The sequence below is a fragment of the Proteus sp. TSJ240517 genome (assembly GCF_047921575.1).
In the GTDB taxonomy this organism is placed as follows: Bacteria; Pseudomonadota; Gammaproteobacteria; order Enterobacterales; family Enterobacteriaceae; genus Proteus.
The window spans coordinates 46,256-68,580 of sequence record NZ_JBLRMH010000010.1; the positions used below are offsets into that span (position 1 = coordinate 46,256).

The following is a 22,325-nucleotide window of genomic DNA, read 5'->3' on the forward strand; positions in this document are numbered from 1 at the left end:
GTTTCTCGTACTTTTTGGGGTCTTGAAGACCAATCTGTTGGAGGTAGGCTCGCTGCCTATTTGATATTAACGCACCAACCACTGAAGGAAACATAAATGAAAAAGTGGTCCTCAGTACTTGCTGCCAGCGTAATGGCATTAAGTATCGGCACAGCATCGGCTGATGATGGTAAGACATTATATTTCTACAACTGGACGGAGTATGTGCCGCCTGGTCTGCTTGAACAGTTTACGAAAGAAACTGGGATTAAGGTGATTTATTCCACCTATGAATCCAATGAAAGCATGTATACCAAGTTAAAGACCTATAAAGAAGGTGCTTATGACTTGGTGGTTCCTTCTACTTATTTTATTTCTAAAATGAGTCATGAAGGTATGCTACAAAAAATCGATAAATCAAAATTAACCAATTTTGATAATCTCGATCCTAGCCTTTTACATAAATCATTCGACCCAGAAAACGATTACTCCATTCCTTACATTTGGGGGGCGACTGCTATTGGTATTAATAGCGATGAAGTTGATGTGAGTAGCATTACTTCATGGGCAGATTTATGGAAACCTGAATATAAAGATAGCCTGTTATTAACCGATGATGCCCGTGAAGTTTTCCAAATGGCATTATTAAAATTAGGCTATTCGGGTAATACAACCGATCCTAAAGAGATTGAAGAAGCCTATAAAGAGCTACAAAAGCTGATGCCAAACGTATTGGCCTTTAATTCAGATAATCCTGCTAACCCTTATATGCAAGGGGAAGTTAATTTAGGAATGATTTGGAATGGCTCTGCATTTATTGCTCGCGATGCTGGTGCACCTATTGAAATGGTGTGGCCAAAAGAGGGGGGTATTTTCTGGATGGATAGCTTAGCTATTCCTGCTAATGCCAAAAATGTCGAAGGTGCGCATAAACTTATCGACTTCTTATTACGCCCAGAAATCGCAGCAAAAGTGGCTGAAAACATTGGTTACCCAACACCTAATCTCGCTGCGCAAAAGCTACTGCCAAATGTGATCACTAAAGATAATTCTCTTTATCCAACAGAAGAGATTATCAATAAAGGCGAATGGCAAAATGATGTGGGTGATGCGACAGTGTTGTATGAAAGCTATTATCAAAAATTAAAAGCGGGACGCTAATCGCATCTTATTTGCTAAAAAGCCACCTTTATAAAGGTGGCTTTTTTTATGTCGAAAAAGGCATAAGGTTTCCATTAAGTTAACAATAAAAATAAATGAGAGAGGTTGTGTAAGCCAAAGATAATTAAAGAAAATAAGCGTGACTTGTATTATTTTTTTATACAACATTCAGCAACAAGTCGACTGTTTTTTTCTTGCGTTTTGCGTTGTTGTTCAATATTAATTAAATAATTGCTCTGTAGAAAATAACTAATATGAACATCAAATTTTTCAGAAATCAGATAAATAAATTCAATACTTATCCTATTTGTTCCCCGTTCATAACGAGAAAGTTGTTGTTGGCTTATTCCTAACTCTTGAGCAAAAAGGGCTCCTGAGTATTTTAATTTCTTTCGTAAATGACGTATTCGTTGCCCTATACGAAAATTAATGGTTTTGCTGTTATCAATCATTTAATCAGCCTTAGAAATTCAAATCATTATTGATAAGAAAAAGTCAGACTGGCTAACCCGTTTGCTTTACCAGGTTTTAGTGTTCCAGTCGTGATATAGCGAGTTGACAGGTTTAATGTGTAGTTTTCGTTATTAGAAGTTGTTATATGAAGTAAACGTTGATTAGGTTGTCCAGTCGCGCTGATATCAGGCCCATAAACGACGGGGGTTGGATTATCATTAAAAAGAAACTGTATCCCAATACCCGAAGCATCAGAGTCTGATGTTAGTGTGAGTACATCTGTATTATTAGAATAGGTAGATTGGTCGGTCATGCTGGCATATAGGTGAACATTGGTATCACAAGTGACAGAAATGGGCTTACTTTGTGTTTTTGACGTTGAACCAATGGTTGCCATATCTCGCATTGAGATATCGCCTAATTCATAGGTGAGATTTTTCGTATTGACCGTACAACCTCTGGCTTTAATGGTGATTGTCACAGGGTTAATAGCAACGAGAGAGGTGTTATTACCTTTATGTGCACCACCATATTCAGACCAAGTATTGGCGATAACGGTATAAGGAATATTATAAATACCCGTTTCTAAGTGTTCATCTGTGACAACAAACACTACTTTGCCTTTTAATGAAATGCGGTCAACATTATGGTTAACAGTAGAGCCTGCCGCTGGATAAATAATGGTTGCACCAGAACCATTATTAACATCAATTGGCACATAAGAAACACTGTCATTGTTATCTTTTAGGCCAAAAGCATAGCCAATACCTTTGACTCCGGGTAGTGAATAAATTGGGTAACGATCTCCCCCTTCGTAATAGTAAATACCACTAATTTTTGAGCCTAACGCATTGGCATACAGTGTTTCTACCCAACATTTTTGTAAGAACTGATTTTCACATTTAAAGCCATTAAAAACGGAAGTTTCACCTATCCACGTTGAGGTTATGGGAGTGCCTGTGGGTGTACCATCCGCTGCGCCATCAAAATTCATTGGCGGCGGTGAAACTACAAGAGGATCTGCCACCGCCCATGCCATTTCTGTGGGAAGACAAACAAGGGAAACCAGTAATGTAAGGGGGAATAAAATACGTTTCATTATTGGTACTCCAATAAAAATGTGGTGGTTGCATTGGCTTGTCCTGCACTGACTGGCACTTGAGTGGCGACATAGCGAGCGTAAAATTGCAGGGTATTATCTTGATTAGGTAACAGGGGATAAGATTGGCTTTTATCATTAACTGCGATTGATGTTCTATTTTTATCCATAATTGAAATAGCGACACCTTTTGCGCCATTATCATTAATCGCCAGTAATGTATTATCAGAGAGATCACCCGTACCGTTAAAACTGACTTTCACCGCACTGGCCTCTGGCTGACAGTCCACTAATTTGATACTAAAAGGAATAACTGGTGTTCGTTGTTGGCTCATCGCCGTTGATGTGAAGTCTTTCGTCGCAATGTCGCCAAGTTTCACTGTAATATTTTCTGAGTTTGTCTCAACGGTGCAGGTGTTGCCTGTCACTCGTGCATGAATTTGCACTAAAGTGTCATAGGCATATCCTTTAGTCATAAAAAGGAGTGATAGAGCCAAAATAAGCGTGAGTTTATGCATTATTGGCACTCCTGTGTCATTTTTACAAAAGGTTCATCTTGTTGATTTTCAGGTAATTTATAATTTACTTGGCACTGTTCAGACGCACGATTTCCCCAACGAATATCTAATACGCCTGATTCAGGGACACCAGAAAGGTAAAGTAAGCCATCATCACCAATAATGCCGGATAGGTGATTTTGCTTGTCGGATGCTATGGCACCAAAAGGAAGTGGGCGCCCTTGTCGCTGCAGTGTTAGGAGTAGGCGATATCCTGTTTTAGCATCAAAATTGACTTTGATAACAGCGCCTTGGGTCGGAATAGCTTGCTGAATATTCTGTTCAATTTCGACATTATCAGGAAGTGCTGTGGTATCAAGCGCGACTTTATTTTGGCGATAAGCGGTTGCATAAGGAATAACGGCAAATCCACGCCAGTCGGTATAAATCCCCGTTGCATTATCGATGGGAACGTCTGCGGTTTTGCGAGCATCAACAAGAATGGTATTTGAGCTTAAAGGCTGGCTTAACGTTAAACCTTCGCTGTGAAGTAACATCCCCCCAGCAACGCTATAATTCAGTTGTTGAGCCTCTTTGTTATAGTTATAACCCACATTAAGGTTGCCATAGCGACTTTGATAACCTAATGCTGCGTTACCTGTATAACTTCCGCCTTGATTACTATAGCCTTGCTGAACACTGTAATTGAGCGTGTTATCTTCAAATAATGTGCCTGCTACACCGGCATTATGTGCTGAATAACCATTATCATTATGACTATAGTTATAAGTGAGATAAGCACTATTTACGGATTGATAGCTTGAAGGCATTAATAATTGCAATGGAATCGAAATACCCAAAGAGAGTGTTTGATCGCGCTGACCGCTATTCATCATGCGGTTGTATCCATAAATAATATTGTAAGAGAGGCCTTTTACATTGCCGTTATAACCAGCTTGAAACAGAACATTTTTTTCATTGGTTTCCCAATAATTTTGCCAATTGGTTGTCATGAAAACAGAACCATAATCTCCAAGTTGCTGTGATAAATTCACTTGAAGACTGCCTTTTTTTCTATTGTGTAAATTAAAATAGCGTAATGGTTCTTCTTTATTATTTTCATAGAGATAGCCTGACATTCGAGTATTAAGTGTTTCATCTAGCGTATAAAAACCCGAAGTGGAATAGCGATATCCTAATAATTGAAAATTTGTTCCAAATTGGTTTAATGATTTGGCATAGAGAAAGCGCAGGGAGTACCCTTCAGAAGTGGAATTATCAGGTAATTTACTATGGGCAAAGGTGATATCCGTTGAGAATGCACCTAAAGTTCCCATATTCCGACCTACACCTAGCGCATAAGATTGATAATCAGAGGTAATTAATGCACCACCGTAAGCGGTACTGTCATAAGGAAGACCATAAATAAGATGACCTTGGATAAAGCGAGGCTTTTTATTTTGGCTATCTTGGCGAACTTCACCCGCTTGAATAACAAACTTTTTTTGACCTTCTCGTTGTAAAATAGGTACAGCAGAATAAGGCACAATATAGTCGTGTTTACTTCCATCGTTCTCTTCAACTGAGACATATAAATCGCCACTATTTGAAGTGGGATAAAGATCGCGAATTTCAAATGCACCAAGAGAGACAAAAGTCTGATAAATAACATAGCCATTTTGTCGAATAACAACTTTGGCATTGCCACTTGCAATACCTCTCACAACAGGTGCAAATCCTCGTTGGCTATCTGGCAACATGGTGTCATCACTTTCTAAAGAAACACCTCGGAAATTAACGCTGTCGAATAATGTTGATGAGGTATAACTATCGCCAACTTTTAACTGACTTCTTAATGACACAATATTTCGTTGAAGATAGGTATTGATGTGATCCCATTGATGCTTTCCATTTGATGAATTCCATGTGGAATAATCTCTCAATCGCCAAGCGCCAATATTGATCCCGCTACGTAGATTAAGGTAATAGCTATTATTATGAGAATTTCCCCAATTATTGGCACCACTAAAACTGTAATTTAATAAACCTGCGGTAATTCCGTTATCCCATTTTTCCGGTGGAATATAACCTCGTGCTTGGAGATTTAATGCGGCTTGAGGTACTTGAATTTTTAATGCTTGTTTTTCAATATCATAATTAACGCTGGTATTAGGAATAGAATCCGAAATATCAATACATTCTTTTTCTGATTTTAAATCAAAGTCAGTAATTAACTTAATGTTAATCCCTAGTGACTGTAAAAAAGCTTTATTTAAACAAGGGATCACATTTTTATTATTGCTAATAAAATGAATACTTTCATTTCGTAGATATTCATTATTAAAAATAATATCCAGAGGATAATCACCGGGTTTAATACTGTTTCCTGCTTCAAAATAGCTTAAATCAGTGACTGCTTCAGGTGAATCAGATAAAAATGCAGGATTAAATCGGTTTGCACTATATGAAGGAAATGGCAATATTAATGAAATCGTAATGATGCCAGAAAAAAGAAAACAAACTGTATTTTTATTAACCATGATTTTTAACCAACAAGCTAAAAGCAGATGTAATTGTTAATGAGTAATTTCTTTTTTTAATACTGGGGTCTGTGCGCCGTAATCATTAATTGTTTGGAATGAAATTGTATTTTCATTTCGATTTATTTTTCCCAATGTTAATTGGGATAAAGGATTGAGCATGATACTTGATGGAAGTTGACTACCTGTTACGGCTAGATTTACCATCGTAATATAATAAGGCGTTGGATTAGTGGCAATAAGTTCCCCATTTTGATAAGAAAACTTAATTTCATTAGCAAATTTTTCACTATAAGCCGGTAAAATACTTGGGCGATAAAATAATTTAATTCGACTTTGTATCGCAATTTGCATGGTATTTTCTTTCTCAAGCCCTTTTTGTAATGAAGGTATAACTTTTACATTCATCCAAAATAAACTTTCTTTATCTTTTGGTAATGATTTACCGACATACATAATTCTTAATGCATTTTCTTTATTGGCATCTAAAATATATAAAGGAGGCGTAACAATAAAATCAGTTGTTTTATTTCCATCGATATCTGAAACCCATGATTGAATGAGGAAATTATTTTCTTTATCTGAATTCGTTACTACAAGATTCGTTTGTTTAATATTAGAATTATAAACAATACGTGTTGCACCCAATGAAACACCATTAGAATAAGATAATAATGGAAAGAGAAAAACAACAAGGAATATAAGTATTTTTTTCATAATAAAGATACATTAGGTAATGAATACGGGCAATTGTATTTTTGATAGAAAAATATGCCGTCCTTGGCAATAAGATATCAATCAAAAATAATTAGCAATTAAGAGTAGGTAATCATAAAGTTTGTGGTGACGTTTGCGCTACCTGCCTTAACCGCATCTTCAGTTGAAATAAGGGAGGCGTTGTAATGTAATTGGTTTTCACCATCAATCAGTTTTTGAGTTGTAGAAGCTTGGTTTGGTGCAACAATGGCACTAGTAGAATCAGTAATTTTTAAAGCAATATTTTCTGCTGAATTAGCACCTTGTAATGCAAACGCATTTGCATCACCACTTGAAGCCGTACCGTTGAAGGTAATTGCAGCATTAGCTGATACTGTAGTATCACAATTATTTAATTTGATACTAAAAGGAATACGGTTTGTTTCATCACCTTTCGCTGCGAATTCAACAACACGGAATTGACCTAAGTGAACGGTTTGGTTTGATGAGCTGCTATCAACACCACAAGCCGCATTAACGACAGAACCTTCGAAGTTAACAGAACCGCCATTTACAGTGGTGGTAGTTGCTGCTAATGCAGGTGCTGCAATAACTGCCATTGTTGAAGTAATAATGGCAGATAATAATAACTTTTTCATGCATTGTTCCTATATTTTCAATATATATCTTTGTTTTTAGCTTAATAAAATAAGCTATATTTAACCCTGCTTAATAAATGAAGAAGCAGTGATTAAAATAGGTTTGAGAAGCGTAAATAGAATTATTAATACACCTATTAAAATAAGAACGAATAGATCAAATTTCACATTAAACAGGAATAAAATTCATATTGCACTTAAGTCAAATTAGCGAAAATTATAGATGGGCTAAAAAAATTATAGAAATCGTTTAAAACGATAATTTTTGATAGGTTCGATAGTTAAAAACTACGGATATTCTATTAACTATAGGTAAAAATTAATGTTAAGAAATGGGAAAATACATAAGTTTATATAATGTATGTTAATTTTGAATTTATCTGATTGATATTTATTGTATTTTTTGCAGTCAAATAATGATTATCCAAAATAGATAAGGTGTTTATACGTATAACATTATGTTTCATAATATATATTTTATGATAAAAATATTTACATGGTGAAACAAAAATTTACACGTATTGAGGGGAAAAGAAACGAAATAGAATGTTTTTTTACAGAAATAAAAGATTTAAATTTGCTTTTTCAAAAAAAAATAGAAGTAATATTAATTCATTTTTTTTGAAATTAGATGTCATAATTTTACAATTTATAATTCTTCTCTCTTTTTTTACAACCAAGGGGAGTGGATCAATATATTTTATTTTCAATATAAATTGTAACAAAATGTTTCATTGCTCAAGATTTCCTTTTTATTTTTGCCTATTCGTTTTTCATTTTTTGCATGATAGTAATTAAAGCAATTACATTGATTCTGTTTTAATATCGGTTCTAATGACCGGATCTTGAACTCGAAGGCAAAAAAATGATATCTAGCTCATCAAAAGGGACATTATATGGCATTGTTGCCATTCTACTTTGGAGCACCATTGTTGGCTTAATTCGTAATATTAGTGAGTATTTTGGTGCTGTAGGGGGTGCCGCACTGATTTATACCACAGGTACACTCTTTCTTATTTTGATTTTAGGTGTACCTAAGTTATCACGCTTTCCTAAACGCTATCTTTTCTGGGGAGGGCTATTATTTGTTACTTATGAAGTCTGTTTATCTTTAGCTTTGGGATTTGCAACAGACAGAACACAAGCCATAGAGCTAGGAATGGTGAATTATTTATGGCCTAGTTTTACACTAGCGCTTGCCGTAATACTTAATAAGCAGCGATTCTCTATTTTACTGATTGTCGGATTATTATGTGCATTTAGTGGATTAGTCTGGGTTGTGAGTGGCGATAATCCGCTGACAATTGACGGTTTATGGAAGAATATTCAAAGCAATCCATTAAGCTATATATTGGCGTTTTCAGGTGCCATTCTATGGGCGTTTTATAGCAATTTAACTCGCCTTATGTCTGGCGGGAATAACGGCATTGTACCTTTCTTTTTATTAACGTCACTTGCATTGTGGGGACAATACCTATTTTCAGCACCAGTAGAGTGGATCGTGAATACAAAAAGTATCACACTACTATTAATAACGGGTGCGGCTATTGGGCTTGCAAATGCGGCTTGGACAATCGGCATGATCAGAGGCAATGTGACCTTATTAGCCACACTCTCTTATTTTACTCCCGTTATTTCTACTGCATTCTCATCAATATTATTGTCTACCGCACTCTCTTTCTCATTTTGGCAAGGCGTAATGATGGTGACTGGTGGCTCTTTAATTTGCTGGTTAGCCACTCGTCAAAAAAGAATGAAACCACTTAAAATGGCTAAATAGCACAAAAATTAGCTTCAATATAAACCAAATTGCGTATTTATTGAGAAGTGAATTTTATTCGTCTTCCAGTTAATTAATCGAAGTTGAAATTATTTCACTATGCGATAGGTGGCATATCAGCTTATCTATATTAGTTATAGACTAAAAGATCCTACTTCGATTTAGTATCTAAGTAATACGATAAGAACAAATGCAATAAAAAGGGATTGCTATGAAACTTGAGACACTTTCTATTCACGCCGGTTATTCACCTGATCCAACCACAAAAGCTGTTGCTGTGCCTATTTATCAAACGACTTCTTATGCGTTTGATGATACGCAACATGGTGCTGATCTATTTGATTTAAAAGTACCTGGAAATATTTATACCCGAATAATGAACCCAACCAATGACGTATTAGAAAAAAGGGTTGCGGCATTAGAAGGCGGAATTGCGTCTGTTGCTGTGGCATCAGGTATGGCGGCAATTACTTACGCTATTCAAACTATTGCCCAAGTGGGTGACAATATTGTTTCTGTCGCGAAGCTTTATGGCGGCACATATAATTTAATGGCGCATACATTTCCACGAATTGGTATTGAAGCGCGTTTTGCTCCTCATGATGATATTGCTGCACTTGAAGCGCTAATTGATGAAAATACCAAAGCGGTATTTTGCGAAACAATAACAAACCCAAGTGGGAATATTGTTGATATTAAAGCATTAGCAGATACTGCTCATCGTCATGGTGTGCCTTTAATTGTTGATAATACGGTTGCAACACCTTATTTGTGCCGTCCTTTTGAACATGGTGCGGATATTATTATTCATTCGTTAACCAAATATATTGGTGGTCACGGTAATTCGATTGGCGGTATTGTTGTGGATTCTGGTAAATTTCCGTGGGCTGAACATAAAGATCGCTTTGAAATATTAAATACACCCGATGTTTCTTATCACGGGGTAAATTATGTTGAGCATTTTGGTGCAGCTGCTTATATAGCAAGATGTCGTGTTGCTCCTTTGCGTGGAACGGGGGCGGCACTATCGCCATTTAATGCTTTTTTAATTCTACAAGGGTTAGAAACGTTGGCGCTACGCATGGATCGACATACTGAAAATGCACAAAAAGTAGCAGAATATTTGCAAAATCATCCCCAAGTTGCGTGGGTTAAATATGCGGGCTTAACTCATCATCCTGAACATGATTTAGCGGTACGTTATATGTCAGGTAAACCTGCGGGTATTCTCTCTTTTGGGATCAAAGGGGGGGCAGAGTCTGGGGCGAAATTTATTGATGCATTGCAACTCATTGTTCGCCTTGTGAATATCGGTGATGCAAAATCATTAGCATGTCATCCAGCATCAACCACTCATCGCCAATTAAATGATGAAGAATTAGAACGTGCAGGTGTTTCACGTGATTTAATTCGTTTATCTATTGGTATTGAACATATTGACGATATTCTTGCAGATTTAGAGCAGGCATTAATGGCCAGTATTTAAATAAAAAAACACTTTATATTTTATTCTTATGAAAATCTTACCAAGCTTGGTAAGATTTTTTATTTCTATGGAATGTGAAATGGATTTATTTAAAATAAGGAATAATCATGCTAGAACCTATTGGCGAAAATAAAGTTTTACCAAAAGTATCTGAAATAAATTGTGATTGTGGATATTCTCATCCTTCTGGTGAATATCTTTTAGATATAAAAAATACTTCTGTTGAATATAAATCTTTTAAACCTGAATATGAAATTCTGTTTGCTAGAGAGTTAAAGGAAATTAAAGGAAAAATAAATATTAATAATAGAGTTGATATGGATAATATCTTTTATGAATGCAATGTTGATGATCAATATAATTGTAGTGATTTAAAGGAAAATACAGAGCTAGGGAATGGTAAAAAAAGAGAAGTAAATAAGAAAGATTATATGTTATTTGAGAATGGAGGAAATGTTATAGAAAATCAAGACAGTTACTATACATCTCTGAATGGAATGAAATTACCTTATTTTATAAAGAATGTGGCAGATAAACTCAATTTCTATCAAAAAAAACTGAGGAAAATGAATTTAAATGGTATAAATAATAGTGTTTTATCTAAATTGGAAAATATAACGCTTAAAGAAATTGGTAAGCAAAGTAATAAGTTGCTTAATAATCTAAATAATTATGTTTATCCTAAAGATAAATATACCCAAGTAGATAATCAAAGGAATAAGCACAGTCAATTTTGTCAAAATACACTAATTAAAAATTCATCTCAAATTTTTCCAGCTAATGAAATATTAACGCCTTCAGAGAATAAGGCTATTTTATCTGAATATCCATTACATACGAAATTAAATCAATATCTAAAAATGTTGTTAAATGAAAATATTGATGTTGTCTATATTTTATCTGATAAAAATGAGATTTTTAATTATAATGATATAAAATCAATTGAAAGAAACAATGTTAATAATAATTCTTTTATGCTTGATGGGGGTAAATTTAAATATTTTAAATATTTTAAGTATTTTGATTATTTTATGAATAATAATGATGTGGCTGTAATAGGAAATAGTTATGAAAAAAAACAAAGTGAGATGTATGATAATTATCCTATTATAAATTTTGAATTATATACTAATAATGTAAGCGATCGAGATAAAGAAAAGTATATTAAATTTGTTCATATAAATAATTGGAGAGCTGGAACATTAATGGATCCTTTTATCTTAGAAAACACGATTAAGTTTATAGAAAAAGAAAAGTTAGAGACAGACAACTATAACTTCCTTATTCATGGAACTGATGGAATGAATAGAACAAGTGAGTTCTTTGTTATAAAGGAGATAATGGATACTATAAATAATAGTGGGGAAAATAACCAATCATTAGAGGATATTATTCATCAATTAAAAGCTGATAGAAGCCCTCACGTGCTTAATAGTCCTGAGATCCTTATTGAACTTGCTGCTTATGCTTTGGCTAAAGGTATTCCTTTGGTTAAATAGTAAAATAATGGGTAAAATTGACAAGTAATAAGTAAATATTTTTAATGGTTTATTGTTTGTTGATAATAGTCAAATTGTTATTATCTCAAATTTATAAATATAAAGATGAAATCAATATTTATATTTTTATTTTATATTTTCAAAAATAATATAGTTAAATAAATAAGGGAGTGTGAAGTGAACTACAATATTTATAATTAATCGACTTGAGTCTAAAAGGGATTGATTTCGATCAATAAGGAACATACCGACTGGTCGGTATCATCCTATGTATGAATACAACTGCGCATCACCGAAAAAAAGATCCTATCCGAGTTCAAGAACAATTATTGGAAGCGGCAAGTATTATTGTGGCTAATGAAGGTATAGCGTCTCTTTCTTTAAATGCCGTAGCAAAAGAAGCGGGAGTGAGTAAAGGTGGGCTACTTCATCATTTCCCCGGAAAGCTAGAGTTGGTGCACGCGGTCTTTAAACGTTTATTAGGTATTATGGATAGCCGTATTGCCGTTATTATGGACAATGATCCTATTGAAGCGGGGCGTTTTTCTCGCGCATATTTAACTTATATTTCTGATTTAAAACAGTCAGACGAAAGTCGCCAATTAGCCATATTGTCTTTAGCCATGCCAAATGAACCTATTATGCGCAAATGCTGGCGAGATTGGATGTTAGAACATTTAGCCAAAGGCGATAAATTAGATAATAGTTATTTAGGGACTTTAATTCGTTATGCTGCCGATGGTCTTTGGTTATCTGAATTAACAGAAGGCCCTACTATCTCACAAGAAGAGCGTAGCGCATTAGTTCAACGATTATCTGAAATGACATTTGACTATATGACAAACACAGCAAATCAGTAATTTTAATCAGGATGAATGAGGGCACAATGAAATACAAAATAAATGCCTTAATTTATTACGACGCAACGGATGGCGCGATATCATTAGAAAAAGAGAGTGTTGATACACATCTTTCTATTACCGCAAATGCGTTACTTTTTTATTTTATTCAGCACCCTGGAGTGGTTAATCGTGATGAAGTATTAAAACGTGTTTGGGATGATAATGGGTTAGTTTCCTCAAACAGTAATTTAAACCAATATTTGAGTTTATTACGAAAAACATTTCGCCATTATGGTATTGAAAATATCATTGTTACCATTGCGAAAGGACGATTAGAATTTAATCCAGATATTTCAGTTGAACTGATTGATGATTCAACGTTATTACCTTCAATTCAAACGAATGAAGAAACGCCTATTTTAGTTAAAGATGAAAATCAAGTCGCTGTTGAAACAACGACACCTTTATCTTTAACGCAAACTCAAATACCTTTAGAGTCTACGCAAGAAGAAGCGCCCCAAAAAACACAGAAACCTGAAATTTGTTGGTATTTAGCCAGTATCTGTTTTTTATTAGGTGCAGTATTTCTTGCGGTGATCATCTTTTTTAATCAACATCAATCAAAGCCAATTTCACTAACACCATTAACACACAATGATTGTGAATTACTTTCTAATGAAGCCATGATTAATTCTGCAGTAAGTGATAATTATGTTCGTAATTTTGATGCGGTAAGAAAGAAGCTTAATTTACAGTGTGTAAAAGGCGAGCGATTTGTTTTCTTTTATGGTGATAAATTACAAACAAATGGATTAGGGCGGGTATTTTTAGCACATTGTGCAAAGAACGAAGATAACCCATTTAGTTATTGCGATAATTACTTTTACTATTCTTGGAAATACTAATGAAAATCTCAGGGAAACTTTTATGTTTTTTATCGGCCCTGATTTTTATCTTGGTCGCCACTTATGCCGCAACAAGATTATTAACCATTAAAAATGAAGGTGTCATGGTTTGCTCAACCAAAGGCATTATGCGTTTTGAAAATATGGAAGATGAAAATGTAAATGGTAATATTCATTTTTCATTTGGTGCCAATGGTAAAGGGTCAATTGTCGTTGAAGGTTATACCACCTCAAAAGCAGGGTGGTTGTATTTACAACGCTATGTGAAATTTGATTATACAACTAAGCGTGTTTCACCGACTGAACGCCACTACTTTGTTAGCCAATGGGATGCGAGTGCATCATCAATTGATGAATCTCCCGACGTTATTTTTGATTATTTTATGCGCGAAATGTCAGATAGTCATGATGGGTTATTTATTAATGCACAAAAGCTAAATGAGAAAACATTACTATTAAGTTCGCTCAATTCACCCCTCTATATTTGCACCTTAAAACCGGGTAGTAAATTCGATTAATTGCCCTGATTATTTGGTCTCATTTTTGCAAAGGTGGCTTGTACATAGCCGCCTTTTTGTTTGTCTAAAACTCAATATATCCCATCATCTAAATTGATCCTCCTTTCTCACATCTTTCTGATATTAGCTCTTTTGCCTATTCCTTAATTTGAACCGATTGTCTACATGACATTTATAGTAAAGAGTACCCATCTTTATTTTTTATACACCGTAGTAAAGGTTTAATTTTGATAAATACGTTATCAATAAAAAAATAGCACGATTTGTATATAGACTCTATTTAGCCTTTTTCAATTATTGATCTCACGTTCAAATATCAGTGATATTCCGCACATCTTTCCCGTCGATATGTACTGGCTTTTTGCACCTTTTCAACATCCTTCTAACAAAGTTAATTTGCCTGTTTTTTAATCTATTTTTTATAAAGTTCAATAATTTTATAACGATGAAAAAATGAAATTAACAGTATGAAAAGATAAATAGAGGCATAAATAACGCTAAATAGCAGAGTTAAATTCTATATATGTTCATATTATGGATTTATATTTTGTTTTCTTTTTTGCGCGTTATAGTGATTTTGAAACCAACGTCTGCGTTTAAAAAATCACCACGCAGACACAATGGGCAAACGTAAACCGTTAAACGGCTTCTCGGAGGAAATGAAAATGGGTGATGCATTAGGTCTGATCGAAACCAAAGGTCTGGTGGCATGTATTGAAGCCGCTGACGCTATGTGTAAAGCCGCGAACGTTGAACTTATTGGCTATGAAAATGTGGGTTCAGGTCTCGTGACTGCGATGGTGAAAGGCGACGTAGGCGCAGTGAAAGCTGCAGTGGATTCAGGTGTGGAGTCAGCACAACGCGTGGGTGAAGTTGTTACATCGCTCGTGATTGCTCGTCCTCACAATGACATCAACAAGATTGTTATCAAACACAAGGCATAGTTTCTGCCTTAGGAGAACGTATGGGTGATGCATTAGGACTTATTGAAACTCAAGGGCTGGTTGCTTGTATTGAAGCAGCTGACGCGATGTGTAAAGCGGCAAATGTTGAGTTAATCGGCTACGAAAATGTGGGTTCAGGTTTAGTAACTGCAATGGTGAAAGGTGATGTAGGTGCCGTTAAAGCCGCTGTGGAATCTGGCTTAGAAGCTGCTCAACGTGTTGGTACGGTTGTGACTTCATTAGTCATCGCTCGTCCACATAACGATATTCAAAAAATCGTTGCCCAGTACAAAGTGACTGAATAACGAAGGAAATAAATATGAAAGAAGCACTAGGTCTAGTTGAAACCAAAGGTCTTGTCGCTTGCATTGAAGCTGCTGATGCAATGTGTAAAGCAGCCAATGTTGAACTGATTGGTTATGAAAACGTCGGTTCAGGTTTAGTGACAGCGATGGTGAAAGGCGATGTCGGTGCAGTCAATGCAGCGGTTGAGTCAGGTGTTGAAGCGGCAAAACGTATCGGCACCGTCGTGACTTCTCGTGTTATTGCAAGACCGCATAACGATATCGAGAAAATCGCACAACAGCACAAAGCCTGATTACTCAGGCGTGCTGTAAAGCAAAGAAATAAGTTATTCAGCTAAATTTTTTAACTCCTGTATGGAGGAAGACATGGTTGCATTAGATAAAGATTTGCAATCCAGACAACTGGCTCGTGAGCTAGTTCGTAACGCGAAAAATGCACAACTTGTTTATGCTAAGTTTTCGCAGGAAAAAATCGACAGTATTGTAAAACACATTGCATTTGAAGCCGCTCGTCATGCAGAAGAGTTGGCGAAAATGGCGAACGAAGAAACAGGCTTTGGTAAGTGGGAAGACAAAGTGCTGAAGAATACCTTCGCGTCATTGCGTGTGTATGAACATATGAAAGACATGAAGACCGTTGGCATTATCAATGACGATAAAGTGAAAAAAGTCATGGATGTTGGCGTGCCTTTAGGTGTTATCACGGCGTTAGTCCCTTCAACTAACCCAACATCAACCATTATCTATAAAACCCTAATTGCACTGAAAGCGGGTAATGCGATTATTTTCTCTCCGCATCCAAATGCAAAACAGTGTAGTTTCCGTGCGTTAGAAATTGTTAAAAAAGCGGCGCTAGAAGCTGGTGCGCCAGCAGGTATTGTTGATGGTGTGACATTACTGACTCTGGAAGCGACAAAAGAATTAATGCACAGCAAAGATGTGTCATTGATTTTAGCGACTGGTGGTGAAGGTATGGTGCGTGCAGCTTATGCATCTGGTACGCCAACCATCAGTGGCGGCCCAGGTAATGGTCCTGCATTTATCGAACGTAGTGCGGATATCAAAAAAGCAGTGAGCGATATCATCACCAGTAAAACATTCGATAACGGAGTTATCTGCGCATCAGAGCAATCCATTATCGTAGAACGTTGCATTTATAACGAAGTTCACCGCGAGTTATTAGCGCAAGGTGCTTACTTTATGAATGACGAAGAAGCAACAAAAGTGGCTTCAATGTTACTGCGTGCTAACGGTACGATTAACCCAGCTGTTGTGGGTAAAGATGCGATTTATTTAAGCCAACGTGCAGGCTTTAGCGTACCCACAAATACGCGTGTATTAATCGCATTACAAGATACTGTTTCACCAAAAAATCCGTATTCACGCGAAAAACTATGCCCAATCTTAGGAATGTATATCGAAGAAGATTGGAAATCAGCGTGCGATCGTGTGGTGCAATTACTGACTAACGAAGGTTTAGGTCATACCTTAGTTATTCATACTAAAAATGAAGATGTTATTCGTCAGTTCTCTTTAGAAAAACCCGTTAACCGTATTCTGATTAATACCCCTGCGGCATTAGGCGGTATCGGAGCAACAACCAATATTACTCCTGCACTTACTTTAGGTTGCGGTGCTGTTGGTGGTGGTTCTAGCTCTGACAACGTTGGCCCAATGAATCTACTGAATATTCGTAAAGTAGGTTATGGCGTGCGTACCGTTGAAGAGTTGAAACAACCTTGTCCTTTAGCACAAGAAGCTGCTCAAGTTGCTGTTTCTAGCGCAAATCACCAGACCAGCATTCTTGATGATGACCGTTTTCGTTCACCTTCTTTAACCCCTGTTCATGCTGAATGTGCCACTGCACAACGTCAAACTCAAGGTGATGATCGCTTTGGTGCATCTCCTTATGCAACGACAGTCAGTGCTTGTGCGCAGCAAGTGATTGAACAAGGTGATATTACCGAAGAAAACGTGGAACGCATTATCAAGGAAGTTCTCGGACGTCTGAGTAAATAACTCATTGATATAAGGCGATATAAACCATGATCCTCGCAAAGGTAATCGGACACGTAGTAGCGACACAAAAAAGCCCAGAACTTAAAGGTAGCAATTTATTAATGATAGCCACTTTAGATGATGAGCTTAAACCACTGAAAAACAAAACGTATGTTGCAGTGGACAGTGTAGGTGCAGGTATCAACGATGTTGTGTTGGCTGAAGAATACTTTGCACTGAACAAAGATCGTTACAAGGCGATGTCAGTGGTTGCCATTGTTGAGAAGGTTTATCGGGACAGTAAGGAGTAATAACGACATGAGTGAGTTTCTGATAAAACCCAAAATTCAGTTTGGCGCCAATGCACTGGATTTTCTCTCTGGGTTAACTGCCCGCCGCGCATTTGTGGTGACAGATAAAGCAATGGTGAAGTTTGGCTTTGCAAATAAAGTCACTGATAAGTTAATGCAACGAGGTATCGAGTTTCAAGTCTATGATGATGTGGCATCTGATCCTGATATTTCAGCCATTGTTAGTGGTATGAAAATGATGGATGCCAACTATCCAGACTTGGTTATCGCACTCGGTGGTGGGTCTGTTATCGATGCCGCGAAAGCCGTTATGTACTCCCTCTGGCATACCCGTAAAGAGAGCAACAGAACAAAACCACAATTTATTGCGATCCCAACCACAAGTGGCACGGGCTCTGAAGTGACCTCTTTTTCAGTGATCAAATCACGCAGTGAAAAACTGGTCTTGGTTGATGAGTTTATGTTGCCTGATGTCGCCATTCTCGATCCTGAGTTGGTGAAATCTGTACCACCTGCCATTACCGCTGATACAGGTATGGATGTCCTTTGTCATGCGCTAGAAGCTTATGTTTCTAAAGCTGCATCTGATTTCTCTGATGCGATGGCAGAGAAAGCCGTCAAGTTAGTCTTTGGTCATCTTATTGATTGCCACCATCAAGGTGACAACTTAATGGCTCGCGAAAAAATGCATAACGCATCTTGTATTGCAGGCATGGCATTTACTAACGCTTCGCTGGGTATTACTCACAGTCTTGCCCACGCATTAGGCGGTGTATTCCACGTTCCTCACGGTCGTGCAAATGCGTTATTGATGACACATGTTGTCGCCTTTAACGCCAATCTTCATGGTGATTGTAATAGTGAAGCAGCAAAACGTTACGCCTATCTTGCTCAAAGCTTAGGACTTCCGGCTAGCACCGTAAGAGAAGGGGTAACCAGTTTAATCGTCGCCATTAATGTATTGAAAGATGAAATGGGTATGCCGAAGAGTATTCGCGATACCGGTGTCAGTGAAGCGGACTTTTATGCCCGTTTAATGGAAATGGTCGGACAGGCTTTACGTGATAGCTGTACGCCGACAAATCCGCGTGACGTGAACACACACCAATTAGAAACATTGTATCGTCAGGCATTTGCCGGTGTATCACACAGTTAATGCTCAACCGAATTAATACCGATTAGGTCAAGTAAAGAACATCAGGAGAGCCTCACATGGCCAAATATTCTTTGACGCCACGCGTAAAAATGCTGGCAGAACGTTTAGTTTCACGTAATAGCTCAATCAGTACAGAGCGTGCGACAATTTTTGATTCATTAGACAACAGCATTGCAGGTGTTCCTCAAGCGATTAAACCTGCACAGCGTTTTTATGAGTTTATCCGCCATTTTCCAAGCTATATTGCACAAGATGAACTGATTATCGGCAGCCAGTCATCAACACCACGCGGTGCGATTTTTCACACTGAAGAAGAAGTGCGTAGTGATTCTATCTACCGTTTCTTAAGTATTAATAATAGCGTTACATCACCTGATTATATGCTGGTGGTAAACCAAGGTTTCTTAGCAATTAAAGCACAGCTTGAAGACAGAATTAGAAGTATTGGTAGTGCCGTAAATCGTAGCAGTATGGACGAAGCTAATTACTGTAAATCAGCTATTTATGCATGTGATGCAGCACTGTATTTCGCACAAATTCTGTCTGCAAAAGCAGAGAATTTAGCAGCAATGGAAGGTAACCCATACCGTAAAGCTGAATTATTAGATAGTGCGGCTGTATTACGTAAAGTCCCTGCAAAACCAGCAGAAACCTTTAAAGAAGCGGTTCAAGTATTCTATTTACTGCAATTAATTTTACATCTGGAAAATGGTAGTTACGCAATCAACCCAATGGGATTTGATAAAGCGTTATATCCATTCTATCAACGTGATATTGACCAAGGTCGCTTAACGCAAGCACAAGCCTATGAAATTGTTGAAAGCGTATGGCTGAAATTAGCTGAGCTTTCAGAAGTGCGCGCAACCAAAGAAGTTGATGGTTACCCAATGTTTGATGCAATGACACAGGGTGTGGATATTAACGATCCACGAGTCAGCATCAACGAACTGTCAGAGATGCTGTTATCAGCTCGCGCTAATCTGTCAACCTTACACAGCTCACTGCAAGTGCGTTTATATAATGGCCGTGTGAATTCACAACCTCAATACGCTGCACCTTCTGCAAATTTTGTTGCAGCACCAAGTGCTGATGCGGGCGAATTCAAAGTAATGGAAGGTTTAACGCCTCGCTTACAACGCTTACGTAATCGCTATTTAGAAGCACGCCCAAGTGTCTCTATTTATAGAGCATTAGCATTTACTGAAATTGTTCGTAATAACCCGGGTTTACCACCAATTTTACTGCGCGCTAAAGCTTTCCGTCGCGCATGTGAAACCGCACCTATCTTAATTCAAGATGAAGAGCTGATTGTGGGACATCCTTGTGGAAAAGCGCGTGCTGGTGCTTTCTCTCCTGATATCGCATGGCGCTGGGTTCGTGATGAACTCGATACCATGAGCACACGTCCACAAGATCCATTCCAAATTTCAGAAGAAGACAAAAAAGTTATTCGCGAAGAGATTGTTCCATTCTGGGAAGGTCGTTCTTTAGATGAGATCTGCGAAGCACAATATCGTGAAGCGGGTGTGTGGGAATTTAGTGGTGAAACCTTTGTCAGTGACCTTTCTTATCACCAAATTAATGGTGGTGGCGATACTTGTCCTGGTTATGACGTACTGCTTTTCACTAAGGGTATGAACGGTATTAAAGCCGATGCGCAAACCAAACTGGCTGAATTAAGCATGGAAAATCCTGCTGATATCGACCGTATCTACTTCTACAAAGCATCTATTGAAAGTTGTGAAGGTGTCATTGCTTACGCACATCGCATTGCAGAACATGCGCGTGAATTAGCATCAAAAGAGCGTGATCCACAACGTCGTGAAGAGTTACTGACGATTGCTCAAGTCAACGAAAATGTACCCGCTAACCCACCAAAAACGCTACAAGAAGCATTGCAAAGTATTTGGACAGTTGAGTCATTGTTTGAAGTAGAAGAAAACCAAACAGGTCTTTCTTTAGGTCGCTTAGACCAATACTGCTTCCCAATGTATGAAAACGATATCAAATCAGGTCGTTTAACGCGTGAACAAGCACTGGAAATGATGCAAGCCTTTATCATCAAATGTGCTGAATTAATGTGGATGTCGAGTGAGTTAGGTGCGAAATATTTCGCAGGTTATCAACCATTTATCAACTTAACTATCGGTGGACAAAAACGCTCTGGTGGCGATGCATGTAACGATTTAACTTACTTGATTATGGATGCTGTGCGCTTTGTGAAAGTGTATCAACCATCACTCGCATGTCGTATTCATAACCAATCACCACAGCAATATATGGAAAAAATCGTTGATGTAGTAAAAGCGGGTATGGGTTTCCCAGCCTGTCACTTCGATGATTCTCATATCAAGATGATGCTGCGTAAAGGCTTCGACTTTGAAGATGCACGAGACTACTGCTTGATGGGTTGTGTTGAGCCACAAAAATCAGGTCGTATTTATCAGTGGACATCAACAGGTTATACCCAATGGCCTATCGCAATTGAATTTGTATTAAACCGTGGTCGTATGGTGCTGTTTGATAGCTATCAAGGTTTAGATACAGGCGATTTACGCGACCTGCGTACTTATGAAGATTTCGACCGCGCTGTAAAAGAGCAAGTGGCACATATCGTTCGTTTATCGGCAATCGGTACGGTGATCAGCCAACGTGTTCACCGCGATGTTGCACCGAAACCATTAATGTCTCTGCTGGTTGAAGGCTGTATGGAACAAGGTAAAGACGTCACTGCGGGTGGTGCGATGGTTAACCATGGCCCAGGTCTGATTTTCTCAGGTTTAGCGACTTATGTGGACTCAATGGCGGCTATTCGCAAACTTGTTTATGAAGATAAGAAATACACCTTAGAGCAAATTCGTGATGCGCTATTAGCTAACTTTGAAGGTCATGATGAGTTATTACGTGACTGCTTAAATGCACCGAAATTTGGTAATGACGACGATGTTGTTGACCAATATGCGTTAGATATTACGGAATGGACTGAGCGTGAATGCCGTAAATACAAAATGCTCTATTCCACTCTGAGCCACGGTACGCTGTCTATCTCTAATAACACGCCAATTGGTGAGTTAACCGCAGCGACTCCAAATGGTCGTTTTGCATGGAAACCATTGTCAGATGGTATCAGCCCAACACAAGGCGCAGATAAACATGGTCCAACAGCAATCATCAAATCAATCAGTAAGATGAATGTTGAAACTATGAATATCGGTATGGTTCATAACTTCAAATTCCTGAAAGGTTTGTTAGATACCAATGAAGGACGCCAAGGTTTAATTACCTTATTAAGAACGGCTTCAATTCTGGGTAACGGCCAGATGCAATTTAGCTATGTTGATAATGAAGTACTGAAAAAAGCGCAATTAGAGCCTGAAAAATACCGCGATTTGATTGTTCGCGTTGCAGGTTACAGTGCTTACTTCGTTGAATTATGTAAAGAAGTTCAGGATGAAATTATCAGTCGTACTGTGATTGAGAAATTCTAATCATAGCCA

20 protein-coding genes are annotated in these 22,325 nt (G+C 37.4%); 14 read left to right on the forward strand and 6 right to left on the reverse strand.

Annotated elements, in window-relative coordinates:
• The first annotated feature begins 96 nt into the window (after nt 1-96).
• Entirely contained in the window at nt 97-1,140 is a 1,044-nt protein-coding gene (gene potD / locus ACNARN_RS15865; RefSeq protein ID WP_069366989.1) for a spermidine/putrescine ABC transporter substrate-binding protein PotD, read from the forward strand.
• 149 nt (nt 1,141-1,289) lie between these two features.
• Here potD and ACNARN_RS15870 read toward each other — a convergent pair whose 3' ends face one another.
• From ACNARN_RS15870 to ACNARN_RS15895, 6 genes are all read right to left on the reverse strand, one after another.
• The gene (locus ACNARN_RS15870; RefSeq protein WP_198620608.1) at nt 1,290-1,592 is read right to left on the reverse strand and encodes a helix-turn-helix domain-containing protein; all 303 of its coding nucleotides are present in this window, start codon (nt 1,590-1,592) and stop codon (nt 1,290-1,292) included.
• A gap of 26 nt (nt 1,593-1,618) precedes the next feature.
• On the reverse strand, nt 1,619-2,692 hold the full coding sequence (locus tag ACNARN_RS15875; RefSeq protein ID WP_198620607.1) for a fimbrial protein: 1,074 nt from the start codon (nt 2,690-2,692) through the stop codon (nt 1,619-1,621).
• On the reverse strand, nt 2,692-3,210 hold the full coding sequence (locus ACNARN_RS15880; RefSeq protein ID WP_109373217.1) for a fimbrial protein: 519 nt from the start codon (nt 3,208-3,210) through the stop codon (nt 2,692-2,694). Before ACNARN_RS15880 ends, ACNARN_RS15875 begins: the two co-directional genes overlap by 1 nt.
• Nucleotides 3,210-5,729: a fimbria/pilus outer membrane usher protein gene (locus ACNARN_RS15885; protein ID WP_416304672.1), complete on the reverse strand. Its 2,520-nt coding sequence runs from the start codon at nt 5,727-5,729 to the stop codon at nt 3,210-3,212. Before ACNARN_RS15885 ends, ACNARN_RS15880 begins: the two co-directional genes overlap by 1 nt.
• 36 nt (nt 5,730-5,765) lie before the next feature.
• Nucleotides 5,766-6,446, reverse strand: coding sequence for a molecular chaperone (locus tag ACNARN_RS15890; RefSeq protein ID WP_198620605.1), 681 nt, complete (start codon nt 6,444-6,446; stop codon nt 5,766-5,768).
• A gap of 98 nt (nt 6,447-6,544) precedes the next feature.
• Nucleotides 6,545-7,084, reverse strand: coding sequence for a fimbrial protein (locus ACNARN_RS15895; protein WP_198620604.1), 540 nt, complete (start codon nt 7,082-7,084; stop codon nt 6,545-6,547).
• Nucleotides 7,085-7,949: 865 nt separating this feature from the next.
• On the opposite strand from ACNARN_RS15895, the gene yddG reads away from it, so the two are divergent.
• The 13 genes from yddG (at nt 7,950) to cutC (ending at nt 22,316) form a co-directional block, all read left to right on the forward strand.
• Nucleotides 7,950-8,864, forward strand: a complete 915-nt coding sequence (gene yddG, locus ACNARN_RS15900) for an aromatic amino acid DMT transporter YddG (RefSeq protein ID WP_198626491.1) — start codon at nt 7,950-7,952, stop codon at nt 8,862-8,864.
• Nucleotides 8,865-9,075: 211 nt separating this feature from the next.
• Complete coding sequence (locus ACNARN_RS15905) at nt 9,076-10,350, forward strand: bifunctional O-acetylhomoserine aminocarboxypropyltransferase/cysteine synthase (protein WP_198632589.1); 1,275 nt, start codon at nt 9,076-9,078, stop codon at nt 10,348-10,350.
• 107 nt (nt 10,351-10,457) lie between these two features.
• A complete protein-coding gene (locus ACNARN_RS15910; protein ID WP_416304673.1) occupies nt 10,458-11,849 on the forward strand; it encodes a protein-tyrosine phosphatase family protein in 1,392 nt (463 codons plus the stop codon).
• A gap of 272 nt (nt 11,850-12,121) precedes the next feature.
• Entirely contained in the window at nt 12,122-12,709 is a 588-nt protein-coding gene (locus tag ACNARN_RS15915; RefSeq protein ID WP_198632587.1) for a TetR/AcrR family transcriptional regulator, read from the forward strand.
• Nucleotides 12,710-12,735: 26 nt separating this feature from the next.
• Complete coding sequence (locus tag ACNARN_RS15920; protein ID WP_416304674.1) at nt 12,736-13,596, forward strand: winged helix-turn-helix domain-containing protein; 861 nt, start codon at nt 12,736-12,738, stop codon at nt 13,594-13,596.
• On the forward strand, nt 13,596-14,114 hold the full coding sequence (locus ACNARN_RS15925) for a FidL-like protein (protein WP_006536331.1): 519 nt from the start codon (nt 13,596-13,598) through the stop codon (nt 14,112-14,114). The genes ACNARN_RS15920 and ACNARN_RS15925 overlap by 1 nt, the downstream gene beginning before the upstream one ends.
• Nucleotides 14,115-14,779: 665 nt before the next feature.
• Entirely contained in the window at nt 14,780-15,058 is a 279-nt protein-coding gene (locus ACNARN_RS15930; protein WP_004249182.1) for a BMC domain-containing protein, read from the forward strand.
• Between the two features lie 20 nt (nt 15,059-15,078).
• Nucleotides 15,079-15,363: a BMC domain-containing protein gene (locus ACNARN_RS15935; RefSeq protein ID WP_006536329.1), complete on the forward strand. Its 285-nt coding sequence runs from the start codon at nt 15,079-15,081 to the stop codon at nt 15,361-15,363.
• A 14-nt stretch (nt 15,364-15,377) separates the two neighbouring features.
• Entirely contained in the window at nt 15,378-15,656 is a 279-nt protein-coding gene (locus tag ACNARN_RS15940; protein WP_006536328.1) for a BMC domain-containing protein, read from the forward strand.
• A gap of 73 nt (nt 15,657-15,729) precedes the next feature.
• A complete protein-coding gene (locus ACNARN_RS15945; RefSeq protein ID WP_416304675.1) occupies nt 15,730-17,382 on the forward strand; it encodes an acetaldehyde dehydrogenase (acetylating) in 1,653 nt (550 codons plus the stop codon).
• Between the two features lie 26 nt (nt 17,383-17,408).
• Complete coding sequence (locus ACNARN_RS15950) at nt 17,409-17,672, forward strand: EutN/CcmL family microcompartment protein (RefSeq protein ID WP_064721253.1); 264 nt, start codon at nt 17,409-17,411, stop codon at nt 17,670-17,672.
• 7 nt (nt 17,673-17,679) lie between these two features.
• Nucleotides 17,680-18,828: a 1-propanol dehydrogenase PduQ gene (locus ACNARN_RS15955; RefSeq protein WP_198620597.1), complete on the forward strand. Its 1,149-nt coding sequence runs from the start codon at nt 17,680-17,682 to the stop codon at nt 18,826-18,828.
• Nucleotides 18,829-18,884: 56 nt separating this feature from the next.
• Entirely contained in the window at nt 18,885-22,316 is a 3,432-nt protein-coding gene (gene cutC, locus ACNARN_RS15960) for a choline trimethylamine-lyase (RefSeq protein WP_416304676.1), read from the forward strand.
• The last annotated feature ends 9 nt before the right edge of the window (nt 22,317-22,325 follow it).